Here is a 15,455-nt window from a genome sequence, read left to right on the forward strand (position 1 = left end):
CTGGTTTATTATATCGAAGAATCCTAACTTTGAGTTTAGGAATTTCAAAACCAACGCTTATTGTGACAACGAAGGCAGATTGAAGTCGGTATTTAGGAAATCACTCCTGATTTTCGGCATTTTGAATATCATCTTTGTTAAAACCCTGAAAAATAATACTGAATGCAAACCCAGACCAACAAACCATATTTAATTGAATTCCCATCAATCGGTGCTTCAGAAATAGGCTATATTTCGGTGTCAGAAGCTCAAAAGAATATTCCATTTGATATTGAGCGGGTATATTGGACTTATTATACCCCCGAAAGTATTGTCCGCGGAAGGCATGCTCACCACAGAACCGAGCAGGTCCTGGTTTCTGTAATGGGTAGAATTATTGTAAATCTGGAAGGTCCGGATAGTTCCGAAATCATAACTTTTGTACTTGACCGCCCTAATGTTGGTGTTTATATTCCTGCACACTATTGGCATACCATGCAATACTCACATATTGCGGTACAACTCGTTTTAGCCTCAGCGCATTACGATGAAAGCGACTATATTCGTGATTATCAGGAATTTAAATCAATCTCCTAAAAAAACAGCAGGTGTTTAATAATTTGATAGCCCCGAGAGAGAAAAGTTTATTTTTCTACTCTCCCTATAATTTCATCCGGGAGGTCGAGTCCTCAAAACAATTGAAAATTGTTTCTAAAAGGCTTGTTCCTTATTTCGAAAAAAAAGATTCTTATTTTCAGTTTGAAAGTAATGCGGTAGTTTTTCTGTTGAAACATCTGAGCTGGGACACCCATTTCTTCCATAAAAATATATTTAAACTGGAATTTGTCCTTTTTGAGGAATCAGACTTTAAAACTTTAAGCAAAGCCGTTTCCGCTTTCAGAAAATTTTTGTTTGCAGAATTAAAAGCTGACAATTGTTTCATAGAAATTCCTTCAGAAGATATTCAGGTAATTCAGGCACTTTCTGCAAATGGCTTCCATCTGACAGAAACACGTTTGACTTTCTTCAAAAATGACCTTCATACTTTTGAGAATGAGCGTTTTCTCGTCAGAAAAGCTTTTGATGAAGATATTATTCCTCTGAGAAATACCGCATCGAAAATGCGGAATAACTTCGACCGCTTTCATGCAGACCCTCTTTTCACACAGGAAATTGCAGATGATTTTCTGGCAAAATATACAGAGGAATCTATCAAAGGAACAATGGCGGACCTCGTTCTGGTACCCGATGAACCTGGCATACCAGTGGATGCATTTATGACTTTATCCTATAACAATGCCGATAGTGAGATTTTAGGGCTGAAAATTCCCAAGATGGTTTTGACAGCCGTTTCTTCTGAAACCTGTAAAGGATGGTATTTTAAATTAATGTCGGAAATGCTGTATCATGTAAAAGAAATCGGAGCCGATTATTTCTTCACTACCACCCAGTCTACAAACCGGGCAGTATTCAAAGGCTGGAATAAGGTTAATGGCATGGTCGGAGGAACAACCCATATTTTAAGCTGTTCTTCTCCGGATTAACAAACAGTATATTTCTTGTCAGAAAATACGTCAAATATAAATCTCGTAAACGTATTTTCACATTTATCTTCTTTTTATAAACTTAATGTCGGAATTTAGAAAAAGCGTCCTTAGATCCTATTCCCCGTATTCTTTTTACAGGAATATTAAAGACGAAAAACATATAGAGCTGGCTTTAAAATCACTAAATAACGCTTTTCAGGAAAAAATAAGTCTGGAAGGAGAAGAATTTATATATTATTACAAGAAACTGGATTGGGATTCTGCTTATTTCGACCGGCCGATTTACAAATTATTCAATGTGCTGTTCGAGCACAACGATTTTGATTTACTGTGCAAATCTGTTGAAAAATTCCTGAAATCAATTGATTTTGGTCAGGATGCAGTGATTTCAATTGAAATTCCTGCAGAAGACATTTCTTTAATTCAGGCTTTAGGTACAAGCGGGTTCAAATTAATAGAATCAAGATTAACCTATTTTAATGATAATCTGAGCAAACATGATTATCGCAGATTTAATGTAAGAAAAGCTGAGAAACAGGATATTCCTGTACTGAAAGAAGTTGCCAGAACCATGAGAAATGATTTCGACAGATTTCATTCCGATCAGCTTTTTGACCAACGGCTGGCAGACGAATATCTGGCAACTTATATAGAAAATTCGGTAAATGGCTTTACAGATGTTATTTTTGTACCAAATGAAAATAATGTTCCTGCGGAAGCATTCCTGACAGCGAATTATCTTAAAAACGATTGGGAATATCTGGGTTTTCCTGTTTCTAAAATGGTATTATCAGCTGTTAACACAACCTGCAAAGGATGGTATGTAAAACTCGTTTCAGAAATGACATTCCACCTCAGGGAGCAAGGAGTATCCTGTATTTTCATGAATACCCAGTCAACCAATAAAGCAGTGATAAAAACATGGGAATCACTAGGCTATAAATACGGAAATTGTGTCCATGTTCTTTCTAAAAATCTATCTTAAAATTTATGAACATTCCTTTTCTTTCGTTCGATAAAACAAACGATCAGATCAAAACCCTGACACTGGAAGCTATTGAAAGATGCATAGACAGTAAATGGTATGTGCTTGGAAATGAAGTAAAAGAGTTTGAAAGTCTGTATTCAACTTATAACAAGGTTAAGTTTACCATTGGGGTTGCAAATGGATTGGATGCTTTACATTTATCCCTGCTGGCCCTGGAAATAAAAGAAGGTGACGAAGTAATTGTTCCTTCCAATACTTATATCGCTTCCGTTTTAGCTGTAAGTTATACAGGTGCCACACCGGTTTTTGTAGAACCGGATATCAATACCTATAATATTGATCCCGATAAAATTGAGGAAAAAATAACGGCAAAAACCAAAGCTATTTTACCTGTTCACCTGTACGGTCAGGCTTGCGAAATGGGCAAAATCATGGATATTGCTCAAAAACATAATTTATTTGTCATTGAGGATAATGCCCAGGCTCATGGTGCTGAATTTGATGGAAAGATTACAGGAAGTTTTGGAAATATTAACGGAACAAGCTTTTATCCTGGTAAGAATCTTGGTGCTTTAGGAGATGCAGGAGGAATTACCACTGATAATGAGCAGCTTTACACAAAATGCCTGAGTCTTCGTAACTACGGTTCTCATAAAAAATACTATAATGAGGTTATCGGCTATAATTCACGACTGGACGAATTGCAGGCAGCGGTGTTAAAAGTAAAACTTCCTTTCATGGCAGAATGGACCAACGAAAGGATACAGATTGCTGCATGGTATAATGAAGGATTGCAAGGTCTGGCTGAGATTGTCCTTCCTGCAACGGCTCCGAAAGCAAGCCATGTGTATCATCTTTACACCATCCGAACAGAGAAAAGAGATCTTTTACAACAATATCTGAATCAAAAAGGAATCGGAACACTAATTCATTATCCTGTTCCTCCTCATTTGCAGGAAGCCTACAAAAACCTCGGTTATGAGGAAGGCGATTTCCCTCTGGCCGAAAAAATCGCTCAGACCACATTGAGTCTTCCTTTATTCATCGGAATGACCCAGTCACAGGTTGAAGTAGTTTGTCAGGAAATTAAATCATATTTCAATGCCTAAATTATCCATAATCATTCCTTGTTATTATAATGAAGAAAACATCCCTGTTACCTCAGCGGAGCTTCTGGAAAACGAAAAGCTATTTCCAAAGGATGTTAGTTTCGAATATGTAATGGTTGATGACGGCTCTAAGGACAATACCTGGGAAGAACTGGTCAAATTCAGAGAGCATAACCCTGACAAAGTCAAGATTATAAAATTAGCCGGAAATGTCGGCTCCTATAATGCCATATTAGCCGGAATGAAATATGCTACCGGAGATTGTACTGTAATTATTTCAGCAGATCTGCAGGACCCTCCGGAGCTGATGGTTACAATGTATGATTATTGGCAGAAAGGTATCAAATTCGTAGTGGCCAATCGCCAGGATCGCCAGGAATCATGGTCTCAGAAATTATTTTCCAATACTTATCACAATCTCATCCGCAAATTTGCCCTTAAGACTATTCCTCCCGGAGGTTTTGACTACGTTTTGTTTGACAGACAACTGAGAGATGAGGTGGTTAAAATTGATGAGAAAAATACCAATACTATTTATTTACTGGCCTGGCTCAATTACGACTTCATCAGTATTCCTTATGTTCGTAAAAAACGGGAAATAGGGGTTTCAAGGTGGACATTGAGTAAAAAAATCAAACTGTTTGTAGATTCATTTGTAGCTTTTTCATTTGCACCAATCAGAGCCATTTCTATTACAGGAGTGATTCTGGGAGCTATTGCCTTCCTATACGGTTTGTTCGTCATTCTGGCAAAAATGACGGGAGCAGTACCGATTGAGGGTTGGACATCACTTATGGTAGTATTCCTTTTTGTTTCCTCATTCCAGATGATAGCCCTGGGAATTATCGGAGAATATGTATGGAGAACACTGGATGCTTCAAGGAAAAGGCCTAATTACGTGGTAGAAAAAGTTTTTTAATTACCTTTGTTCTGCATTTTCAGTAGTTTGTCTTTAAGAAGATCATCTGTAGCAAAATTTTGCAAACATTTGTTTCTGTACTGTTTTGCAAGGAAATACTTCCTGATTCAACTCATAAAGCATTGGCCAGAGACATTAACTAATCAATATAATTTTGACATATAAAATGAGAAAAAAAATCGTTGCCGGAAACTGGAAAATGAACAAAACAATTGAAGAAGCTTTAGCATTGGTTTCTGAAGTTGCAAACATGGTTAAGGATGAAGTATCAACTGACGTTCAGGTAGTTGTCGCTCCTCCGGCATTATATTTAAGTACTTTGCAAAAATATACTGAAGCTGTTCCGAATCTGGGCGTATCTGCACAAAACTGCCACCAAAAGGCATCTGGTGCATATACCGGAGAAGTATCTGCTGCAATGTTAAAATCAATTGCTGTTGAGTACGTAATTTTAGGACACAGTGAGCGTCGTCAGTATTTTGGAGAAACCAATGAGCAATTGGCTGAAAAAGTAAACATCGCTTTAGAAAACGGTTTAACTCCTATTTTCTGTTGCGGAGAGTCATTGGAACAACGTAACGGCGGCAATTTCCTTGAATTTGTATCTTCTCAACTTACAGAAAGCCTTTTCCACCTTAGCCCGGAAGATTTCGCAAAGGTTGTAATTGCATACGAGCCAATCTGGGCAATCGGTACCGGTCTGACAGCATCGTCTGAGCAGGCTCAGGAAATGCACGCACATTTACGCAAGCATCTTGCTGCTAAATATGGACAGGAGGCCGCTGATAATACTTCTATTCTCTATGGCGGAAGCTGTAATGAAAAGAATGCTCCTGAATTATTCGCTTGTCCTGATGTAGACGGCGGGTTAATTGGTGGCGCTTCTCTTAAATCAAGAGAATTCGTTAACATCGCAAAATCATTCTAGTCGTATCCGGCTATTTTAATACAAAGCTCATAGTATTTGAACTATGAGCTTTTTTATTTGACATATATCAAGAATTATCAAAAAGTATTGAAATCAGGAATTGTTTTCAAAAAAATGAAATATTTTTGACCGGGAATTTATAAGATTCCTGATGAAATACATTTCACTATTTCAGATGAACAAAGAATAATATAATACTTTTTTAACCGAAAAGTATTGGAAAGATAAAATAATATTATTAAAATTGTGTGAAAATAACACGTTTTTAGGTTAAGATACTAGCTTATATTTAATAAACGTAGTTGTTTTTCATAGGAAATAATTGATTGTATGGGGAATCAGTGATTCCCCAATACCTTGATTTTATACGAGTATATTTAAATAAATTCTTACTTTTGTATCAACACATGCAAAAAACGTAGAATATTGATGCTCATAAAGTACGATCACCCGACGCGAATACTTCTGGCTCTTGACTGTATTATTTTTGGATTTGATGGAGAAGAACTTAAGTTACTCCTCGTAAAAAGGAACATTGAACCGGAAATAGGTAAATGGTCACTGATGGGTGGTTTTTTAAATGAAGGAGAAGACCTTGAAGTGGCGGCCGAAAGGATTTTATACGAAAGAACCGGACTGAAAGAGATCTACTTTGAAGAACTTCAGACCTTTGGCAAAGTAAACCGTGATCCGGTGGAGCGTACCGTTTCAGTATGTTTATTCTCACTTATCAATATTCATGCACATAATCCGGATGCTGCCAAAGCACAAAATGCATATTGGATTAATCTGAAAAACAGACCGAATTTAATTTTTGACCATAATGAAATGGTTAATCTGGCAATAGAAAGATTAAGATATAAAGCAGCCTTACACCCTATCGGATTCGAATTATTGCCTGAAAAATTCACCATACCTCAACTTCAAAAACTTTACGAGGCCATTTATGATATGCCTCTCGACAGAAGGAATTTCAGTCGTAAAATTCTTTCAACAGGATTATTAATTGATACCGGAGAGAAAAACGAAAACTCTATTACCAAAAAGGCTATTCTGTATCGACTTGATCAGGAAAAGTACCAAAAGCATTTTAACGCTTTCCTCAACTTCATGCCTGACGTTTCTTTAAGCTAAAATTATGATTTTTAAGTAAAGATTTAGTATAAGTATTTCTTTTTAAAATAAAATGTGTCATATTAACGCAAATGTTTTTTTTATAACAATCGATTATCAAAAACTATGAAAAACAAGTACGTCATCGGAGTCGATTATGGTACTGACTCGGTGAGAGCTCTACTGGTAAATACAGATAATGGTGATATCCTCGGCAATGATGTTCATTACTATCAAAGGTGGAAAGAAGGGAAATACTGTAACCCTACAACCTCGCAGTTCAGACAGCACCCTCTTGATTATCTGGAAGGGCTTGAAAATGCGATCAAAGGAGCTTTAGCCAATGTATCAGAAGATGTACGACAAAATATTACCGGTATTTCTGTTGATACCACAGGGTCAACTCCTGTTGCAGTGGATGAAAACGGAACACCATTGGCTCTTCTCCCGGAGTTTTCAGAGAATCCTAACGGAATGTTTATTCTTTGGAAAGATCACACTTCTAATGCTGAAGCAAAAGAAATTAATGATCTGGCTCATCACTGGGATACTGATTTCACCAAATATGTTGGCGGTATTTATTCTTCAGAATGGTTCTGGGCTAAAATTCTCAGAACGCTTCGTGTCGATGAAAAAATCAGGGAAAAAGCATTTTCATGGGTTGAACATTGCGATTGGATTTCAGCAGTTTTGACAGGAAATACCAATCCGCTTACTCTTAAACGAAGCAGATGCGCAGCAGGCCATAAAGCGCTTTGGCATGAAGAATTCGAAGGTTTACCAACTGAAGAATTCCTGACCAGACTTGACCCTTTACTTTCAGGGCTTCGCCGAAGGCTTTTCAGAGAAACATATACTTCTGATGAAAAAATGGGGATTATTTCGGAAGAATGGGCACAAAAACTTGGTATTTCTAAAGAGGCTGTCATCGGTGTCGGAGCTTTTGACTGCCATATGGGAGCTGTGGGTGCTGAAATTGAAACGTATTCACTTTGTAAAGTAATCGGCACTTCCACCTGTGATATGCTGGTTGCTCCTATCGAAGAAATCGGACATTTGCTAATCAAGGGTATCTGCGGACAGGTGGATGGTTCCATTTTACCGGGTATGTTGGGTATGGAAGCAGGACAATCAGCTTTCGGAGATGTTTATGCATGGTTTCAAAAGTTGATTACTGGTCCTATAAGAGAACTGCTTGGTGAGGAAGACGCCAATGCCTTAAGTGAGAAACTGATTCCTTTTCTGGCAGAAAAAGCCTCAGCATTACCAGTTACCGAAAATGATATTATTGCATTGGATTGGCTGAATGGCCGTCGTACACCTGATGCCAATCATACTTTAAAAGGAGCTGTTTCCGGACTAAACCTGGGAAGTGATTCGGTCAGAATTTTCAAAGCCCTTGTAGAAGCTACTGCTTTTGGTTCAAAAAGTATTGCTGACAGGTTTGTTGAAGAAGGGGTTCCGATTAAACAGGTTATTGCTATTGGCGGAGTTGCCAAAAAATCACCATTTGTCATGCAGACGCTGGCCGATGTACTAAACATGCCTATTAAAGTTGCAAGTTCTGACCAGGCCTGTGCTTTAGGAGCAGCCATGTTTGCCGCTGTAGCTTCAGGAGCGCATGAAAATATAAGCGTAGCACAGTCAGCAATGTCTTCAGGCTTTGACGCCACATATCAACCAAGAGCAGAGCAATCAGCGGTTTATCAGAAACTATACGAAAAGTATCTGAAACTAGGAGGCTTTATTGAGAATACCTTCTAGTTCAGTCTTATATCAACTTTTATTTCTACACTATTATTAAAATTTAAAAATGATTACTCAAAAATATTTAGACGAATTAACTTATAATATACTTGGCTGTGCCATTGAGGTTCACAGAGAGTTGGGTCCTGGTTTGCTTGAAAAAGTTTATGAGAAATGTCTCATTCAAGAACTTTATGTTAAAAAGCTGAGATTTGAATACCAGCAATCCGTTCCGGTTATTTATAAAAATGAAATCGTAGACTGTGATTTGAGATATGATCTGCTGGTTGAAAATTCGATTGTCATTGAACTAAAATCCGTGGAAAAAATGCTTCCGTTATTCGATGCCCAATTGATGACCTATATGAAGCTACTAAAAATGCCTAAGGGAATTCTAATAAATTTCAATGTCAGCAATATTTTTAAAGAAGGACAAAGAACTTTTGTAAATGAGCATTTTGCGGCTTTGAAAAGGGAATAACCTTGCAACCACATAGGAACATAGAAAACATAGATTTTCAATAAGGGAAAACTTCACTATGATGAACTATATGCCTGTGTGGTTGCAAAGAGGTGACCACATAGAAGCATAGAGAACATAGGTTAAAACGAAAAACTATGTGAACTATATGCCTGTGTGGTCGCAAAGAGGTGACCACATAGAAGCATAGAGAACATAGATTAAAACCAAAAAGCTATGTGAACTATATACCTATGTGGTGGCAAAGAGGTGACCACATTGTAACATAGAAAACATAGATTAAAACGAAAAACTATGTGAACTATATGCCTATGTGGTCGCAAAGAGGTAACCACATAGAAGCATAGAGAACATAGATTAAAACCAAAAAACTATGTGAACTATATGCCTGTGTGGTTGCAAAGAGGTAACCACATAGAAGCATAGAGAACATAGGTTAAAAGTAAAAAGCTATGTGAACTATATACCTATGTGGTGGCAAAGAGGGAACCACATAGAAGCATAGAAAACATAGGTTAAAATGAAAAAACTATGTGAACTATATGCCTGTGTGGTTGCAAAGAGGTAACCACATAGAAGTATAGAGAACATAGATTAAAACGAAAAACTATGTGAACTATATGACTATGTGGTTGCAAAGAGGTGACCACATAGAAGCATAGAGAACATAGGTTAAAAGTAAAAAGCTATGTGAACTATATACCTATATGGTGGCAAAGAGGGAACCACATTGTAACATAGAAAACATAGGTTATAACAAAAAACTATGTGAACTATATGCCTGTGTGGTTGCAAAGAGGTAACCACATAGAAGCATAGAGAACATAGATTAAAAGTAAAAAGCTATGTGAACTCCGTGCCTATGTGGTCGCAAAGAGGTGACCACATAGAAGCATAGAGAACATAGATTAAAACGAAAAACTATGTGAACTATATGTCTATGTGGTAGCAAAGAGGTGACCACATAGCAACATAGAAAACATAGATTAAAACGAAAAACTATGCGAACTATATGTCTATGTGGTTGCAGGGTTACAAAGGAAAAAAATCATAACTGTTAATAAAGAATAAAAATGCTTAATCTAAAAAACTACGAAATTTGGTTTATCACAGGTAGTCAACATTTATATGGAGAAGAAACGCTTCGTCAGGTTGATGAACATTCAAAAATCATTGCTGAATCTTTCAACAATGCTTCTCAAATTCCGGTAAAAGTAATTTTTAAGCCTGTTGTTAAAACGACAGATGAAATCTATAAAATTTGTCAGGAAGCAAACTTTGCTTCTGATTGCGTTGGGGTCATTACCTGGATGCACACATTTTCACCTGCTAAAATGTGGATAAGCGGTCTCAATATTCTTCAAAAGCCACTTCTCCATTTACATACTCAATTCAATCGTGATATTCCATGGAGTAATATCGATATGGATTTCATGAACCTGAATCAATCAGCTCATGGAGACCGTGAATTCGGATTCATCATGTCAAGAATGCGGTTAAACCGTAAAGTGGTGGTTGGACACTGGCAACAAACTGATGTATTGGAAAAAATCGGTATCTGGGCAAGGGTTTCTACTGCCAAACATGAAATGAAAACGATGAAACTAGTTCGTTTCGGAGATAACATGCGCCAGGTTGCAGTAACCGATGGTGATAAAGTTGCTGCTGAAATGAAATTTGGTTTTTCAGTCAATACACATGGTGTTGGTGATCTGGTGCAGGTAATTAATCAGATTTCAGATGCCGAAATTACAGCGCTGGTCAAAGAATATGAAGACTCTTATCAACTCTCATCTTCTTTAAAAGCTGATGGTCAATTCCGGGGATCTCTGATCGAAGCGGCAAGAATTGAATTAGGCCTTAAAGCATTCCTCGAGGATGGCAATTTTAGTGCTTACACAAATACCTTTGAAGATTTGCATGGAATGAGGCAATTGCCAGGTATTGCCTCTCAACGTTTAATGGCCGCAGGTTATGGTTATGGAGGAGAAGGCGACTGGAAAACGTCTGCTATGGTAAGAGCCCTGAAAGTTATGGCTAGCGGATTACAGGGTGGAAACTCTTTTATGGAAGATTATACTTACCATTTTGACCCAAGTAATCAGATGGTTTTAGGTTCTCATATGCTTGAGATATGCCCGTCAATAACCTCAGCCAAACCTTCCTGCGAAGTACACCCATTGGGAATTGGCGGAAAAGAAGATCCGGTCAGATTAGTATTTAATGCCTCCGGAGGACCAGCACTAAATGTGTCTCTGATTGATATGGGGAATCGTTTCAGATTATTGGTTAATGAAGTAGAAGCTGTAGAAATAACGGAGAGTTTACCGAAATTACCGGTAGCCCGGGTATTATGGAAACCACAGCCTGATATGCTGACAGGATGTGCTGCATGGATTCTTGCAGGTGGTGCCCACCATACCGTTTACAGCCAGAATCTTACAACTGAATATATAGAGGATTTTGCTGATATGTTTGGTATTGAACTGGTTGTGATTGATAAAAATACCAGCATTCGCCAGTTGAAAAATGAATTGAGATTTAATGAAATAGCCTTTAAATAATCTAATATTTCTATGAAAAAAACTGTTATTTCCCTACTCCTTGCTGTTTCCGGTTTTGGAGTTTTTGCTCAGAATCAGGGAACACTTAATGCCGATCAGGGAAAATTCACTATCAGTAAACATATTTACGGACACTTTGCAGAACACCTCGGAACCTGTATTTATGGAGGATTTTATGTCGGTGAAGACAATACAAAAATTCCTAACAAAGATGGGGTGAGAATGGATGTGGTAGATGCCCTGAAAAAACTTAAAATCCCTAACCTCCGCTGGCCGGGAGGTTGTTTCGCTGATACCTACCACTGGAAAGACGGTATTGGTCCGAAGGTGAATCGCCCTACAATGGTTAATACCTGGTGGGGAGGCGTTACCGAAAACAACAGCTTCGGAACACACGACTTCCTGAATATGTGTGAACTCATCGGAACCGAACCTTATCTTGCCGGAAATGTCGGAAGTGGTACAGTAAAAGAATTATCTGACTGGGTACAGTATGTCAATTTTGACGGAACTAGTCCTATGTCAAAACTGAGAACGGAAAACGGAAGACAAAAGCCATGGAATGTAAAAATCTGGGGTGTAGGCAATGAAGCCTGGGGCTGCGGTGGTAATATGAGACCTGAATATTATGCCAATATTTACAGACAATATGCCACTTTCATGACCGACTGGACTAACGATTCAAAATTATTCAGAATCGCATCCGGAGCCAATTCTTCTGACTATAACTGGACGGAAGTATTGATGAGAGATATCCCTCACCACATGATGGGAGGAGTAGCTTTACATCACTATGCTGTGTTAAACTGGGGCGAGGGAAAGAAAAGTTCAGCAACAGAATTTACTGATGAGGAATATTTCAAAACCATGAAATCTGCTTTGTTTATGGATGAACTTATTCAGAAACATTCGGCAATTATGGATAAATATGATCCTGAGAAAAAAGTAGCATTGATCGTTGATGAATGGGGAGGCTGGTACAATGTTGAGCCTGGAACAAATCCTGGATTTCTGTATCAGCAAAATACTATGCGTGATGCCGTACTGGCAGGTTCAACCCTCAACATTTTCCACAAATATTGCGAAAGGGTAAGAATGGCAAATCTGGCACAATCTGTCAATGTTTTGCAGGCGGTAATCCTGACCAAGGGAGATAAAATGCTGCTTACCCCGACATATCATGTATTGGAAATGTTCAATGTCCATCAGGATGCAACTATGCTTCCGGTTGAGTTTAAAACCAATGATTTCGAACTCAACGGACAAAAACTTCCTGCGGTTTCTGTCTCGGCATCAAAGGATAAAAACGGGATAGTACATGTTTCGCTGGTAAATATTGACCTGAAGAACAAACAGGATATTACCTTGAATCTGAAAGGTTTGAAATCTTCTTCAATTTCAGGAAAAATTCTTGCTTCGGATAATGTTCGTTCGCATAATACTTTTGAAAATCCGGCAAAAGTAACTCCTGCTGCTTTCAAAGGAGCAACAGTTAACGGAGACGTGCTAAAAGTAAGTTTACCCGCTACTTCTGTAGTAGTATTAGAACTGAAATAAATAATTCCGGTATCACTTATTCAAATTGAAAGATGTACAAATCACTCAAAGAAGAATGTTTCGAAGCCAATATGCAACTTCCTAAGTTGGGTTTGGTCATTTTCACCTTTGGAAATGTCAGTGCGGTTGACCGTGAAAAAGGAGTATTTGCCATAAAACCAAGCGGTGTCCCCTATGAATTTCTGAAAGCTGAAGATATCGTCATAATGGACTTTGATGCCAAAGTAGTAGAAGGGAAAATGAGACCCTCTTCCGATACCAAAACTCATGCTTTACTCTACAAAACCTGGAATGATATCGGAGGAATTACACATACGCATAGTACATATGCCGTATCCTGGGCCCAGGCCGGACTTGATATTCCTATTTTTGGAACCACCCATGCCGATCATACACATCAGGATATTCCTTGTGCAACAGTACTTTCGGATGAAATGATTCAGGGAGATTATGAGTTTGAAACCGGTAATCAGATTTTTGACTGTTTCAGGGAAAAGGGACTTTCTCATAAAGAAGTAGAAATGGTTTTATTGCAAAATCACGGACCTTTTACCTGGGGAAAAAATGCAGAAAAATCAGTCTATAATGCGGCAGTTCTGGAAGAAATTGCAAGAATGGCTTATCTGACTTTGCAAATAAATCCGGCAACACCGAAGATTAAAGACACACTCAGAATGAAGCATTTTGAACGAAAACATGGAAAAAATGCTTATTATGGTCAGGGATGCTAAATTTAAGAAGATACAAGTCGTCATACAGACAACCTTATGCTCTTTAATAATGTCCTGATTTATAACACATTGAAAAATGATTTAATGAGTAAATTTCTCATTAAATCATTTTTCCTTTTTATATATTCTGCAATTGCAGTTTTAAAACAAATAATATTATGACAGAAAAATTCGGATTGATTTTCGATATGGATGGCACCATGATTGATAACATGATGATACATCACCGAGCCTGGCAAAAGAAACTCAGCGAGATTGGATTGGAGTTAAGCCTCGAAGAGGTAATCGCTAAATGTCATGGACTGAATGACGATATTCTGGTCAGACTATTTGGTGATAAATATACTTTTGAAGAAAGAGACAGAATTTCAGCTGAGAAAGAAGCTATTTACAGAGCAGTATTTTTACCGGATTTAAAATTAATAGAAGGTTTACCGGCAATGCTCGAAGAAGCCGCTAAACTTGGTATTCCTATGGGAATCGGTACGGCAGCCCGTTCAGAAAATGTAGATTATTTACTGGATAATCTAAATATCCGTCATTACTTCAAAGCTATTGTCAGCGATGTGGATGTGCAAAAAGGGAAACCTGATCCGGAAGTTTTCTTCAAAGTTGCACAGCAATTAGAAATTTCTCACAGTAATTGTCTGGTTTTTGAAGATTCTCCGACCGGAGCAAAAACGGCCTTAAATGCTGGTATGAAAGCTATTATTCTCACCACTACTCATAAAGCAGAAGAGTTTTCTTCGTTTGAAAGTGTATTGAAATGTATTGATAATTATACAGAAATCAGTCTGACTGAAGAGCTTGAGCAATTGCTTGTTGTAAATAGTTAGAAAAACAGTAAAGGCCTGTCAGATAAATCTGACAAGCCTGTTTATCATTTTGGGTAAATACATCCTGATTTTGGAAACCTGTTTTCTACAAAACTTCCAAAGTGTTGTTATGGTAAGCAACCAGCTCCGGAGCATCCGGCGATAATTCTGTTACCAGATAATTAATCTCATCTAAATCCGCCACTTTCATTTTCATCACGGAATTTAATTTTTCAGTAATCGATAAAATTGCCACTTTTTCAGAGGCTTTAATCATTGCTTTTTTTACCTGAACGGTTTCCCAGTCCGAGTCTGTCAAACCTCCTTTGGCGTCAATGGCATTTGTTCCTAAAATACATAAATCAGCTTTCATTTCTGATAAGCGCTGATGAACCTCTCCTCCTATCGCCATCTGGCTGTATCGGGAAACCTGCCCGCCAATCAGAATAATCTCAATATTAGGTTTGTCCAGCAATTCAACCGCAGTCAATGGATTCACTGTCATGAAAGTAGCCCGCAATTCTTCCGGAATTAATTTAACCAGCTCCCTGATGGTCGTTCCTCCTCCTACTAATACAAGCATGTCATCTTTCAGCAAAGACAGAGCTTTCTGGGCAATAACTAACTTATCATTATGTGCATAAGTCTCTTTCAAATGCGAAGAATGATGATAAGCCTTAGACATAGCCCCCCCTCTGATCTTGATTATTTCCCCGTCATCAGCCAATTCATTTAAATCTCTCCGAATTGTGTCTTCAGAAACATTCAATGTAGTAGTTAAATCCGTCAATGAAATTCTTGTGTGAACATTGATTTCTTTCAGAATCAAATCCTTTCTCTCTTTTTTCAATAAGCTTACCGACATTCTTATTTCGCGTATTTCAGGTTTATGCTGACAAATATATGAAAAAACTGCAATAAAAAATGCAATAAAAACGAAAGACATCACGCACTATTTGCAAAAAATGAGTTAAAATA

At 37.8% G+C, this 15,455-nt stretch carries 14 protein-coding genes; 13 read left to right on the forward strand and 1 reads right to left on the reverse strand.

Annotated elements, in window-relative coordinates:
- Nucleotides 1–162 precede the first annotated feature (162 nt).
- The 13 genes from BM179_RS19880 (at nt 163) to BM179_RS19940 (ending at nt 14,498) form a co-directional block, all read left to right on the forward strand.
- Nucleotides 163–576 carry a sugar 3,4-ketoisomerase gene (locus BM179_RS19880; protein ID WP_092018928.1) on the forward strand — a complete coding sequence of 138 codons (414 nt, stop codon included), beginning with the start codon at nt 163–165 and terminating at the stop codon, nt 574–576.
- An 11-nt stretch (nt 577–587) separates the two neighbouring features.
- Nucleotides 588–1,523, forward strand: coding sequence for a GNAT family protein (locus BM179_RS19885; protein WP_092018929.1), 936 nt, complete (start codon nt 588–590; stop codon nt 1,521–1,523).
- An 85-nt stretch (nt 1,524–1,608) separates the two neighbouring features.
- Nucleotides 1,609–2,511, forward strand: a complete 903-nt coding sequence (locus BM179_RS19890; RefSeq protein WP_092018930.1) for a GNAT family protein — start codon at nt 1,609–1,611, stop codon at nt 2,509–2,511.
- A 5-nt stretch (nt 2,512–2,516) separates the two neighbouring features.
- On the forward strand, nt 2,517–3,623 hold the full coding sequence (locus BM179_RS19895; protein WP_092018931.1) for a DegT/DnrJ/EryC1/StrS family aminotransferase: 1,107 nt from the start codon (nt 2,517–2,519) through the stop codon (nt 3,621–3,623).
- Nucleotides 3,616–4,542, forward strand: a complete 927-nt coding sequence (locus BM179_RS19900) for a glycosyltransferase family 2 protein (RefSeq protein ID WP_092018932.1) — start codon at nt 3,616–3,618, stop codon at nt 4,540–4,542. The genes BM179_RS19895 and BM179_RS19900 overlap by 8 nt, the downstream gene beginning before the upstream one ends.
- Nucleotides 4,543–4,708: 166 nt before the next feature.
- The gene (tpiA, locus tag BM179_RS19905) at nt 4,709–5,470 is read left to right on the forward strand and encodes a triose-phosphate isomerase (protein ID WP_092018933.1); all 762 of its coding nucleotides are present in this window, start codon (nt 4,709–4,711) and stop codon (nt 5,468–5,470) included.
- A gap of 429 nt (nt 5,471–5,899) precedes the next feature.
- Nucleotides 5,900–6,604, forward strand: a complete 705-nt coding sequence (locus tag BM179_RS19910) for an NUDIX hydrolase (protein ID WP_092018934.1) — start codon at nt 5,900–5,902, stop codon at nt 6,602–6,604.
- 105 nt (nt 6,605–6,709) lie between these two features.
- The gene (locus BM179_RS19915) at nt 6,710–8,347 is read left to right on the forward strand and encodes a ribulokinase (RefSeq protein ID WP_092018935.1); all 1,638 of its coding nucleotides are present in this window, start codon (nt 6,710–6,712) and stop codon (nt 8,345–8,347) included.
- A 49-nt stretch (nt 8,348–8,396) separates the two neighbouring features.
- Nucleotides 8,397–8,810: a GxxExxY protein gene (locus BM179_RS19920; protein WP_092018936.1), complete on the forward strand. Its 414-nt coding sequence runs from the start codon at nt 8,397–8,399 to the stop codon at nt 8,808–8,810.
- A gap of 1,073 nt (nt 8,811–9,883) precedes the next feature.
- Nucleotides 9,884–11,374, forward strand: coding sequence for an L-arabinose isomerase (araA, locus tag BM179_RS19925; protein ID WP_092018937.1), 1,491 nt, complete (start codon nt 9,884–9,886; stop codon nt 11,372–11,374).
- Between the two features lie 12 nt (nt 11,375–11,386).
- A complete protein-coding gene (locus BM179_RS19930) occupies nt 11,387–12,931 on the forward strand; it encodes an alpha-N-arabinofuranosidase (RefSeq protein ID WP_092018938.1) in 1,545 nt (514 codons plus the stop codon).
- Between the two features lie 32 nt (nt 12,932–12,963).
- Nucleotides 12,964–13,662 (forward strand): L-ribulose-5-phosphate 4-epimerase, encoded by a 699-nt coding sequence (locus BM179_RS19935; RefSeq protein WP_092018939.1) that lies wholly within the window; start codon nt 12,964–12,966, stop codon nt 13,660–13,662.
- A 158-nt stretch (nt 13,663–13,820) separates the two neighbouring features.
- The gene (locus BM179_RS19940; RefSeq protein WP_218159261.1) at nt 13,821–14,498 is read left to right on the forward strand and encodes an HAD family hydrolase; all 678 of its coding nucleotides are present in this window, start codon (nt 13,821–13,823) and stop codon (nt 14,496–14,498) included.
- An 85-nt stretch (nt 14,499–14,583) separates the two neighbouring features.
- Here BM179_RS19940 and BM179_RS19945 read toward each other — a convergent pair whose 3' ends face one another.
- Complete coding sequence (locus BM179_RS19945; protein WP_092018988.1) at nt 14,584–15,342, reverse strand: DeoR/GlpR family DNA-binding transcription regulator; 759 nt, start codon at nt 15,340–15,342, stop codon at nt 14,584–14,586.
- Nucleotides 15,343–15,455: the final 113 nt, after the last annotated feature.

Origin of the sequence: Pseudarcicella hirudinis, from assembly GCF_900115665.1 — a bacterium.
Taxonomy (GTDB): domain Bacteria; phylum Bacteroidota; class Bacteroidia; order Cytophagales; family Spirosomataceae; genus Pseudarcicella; species Pseudarcicella hirudinis.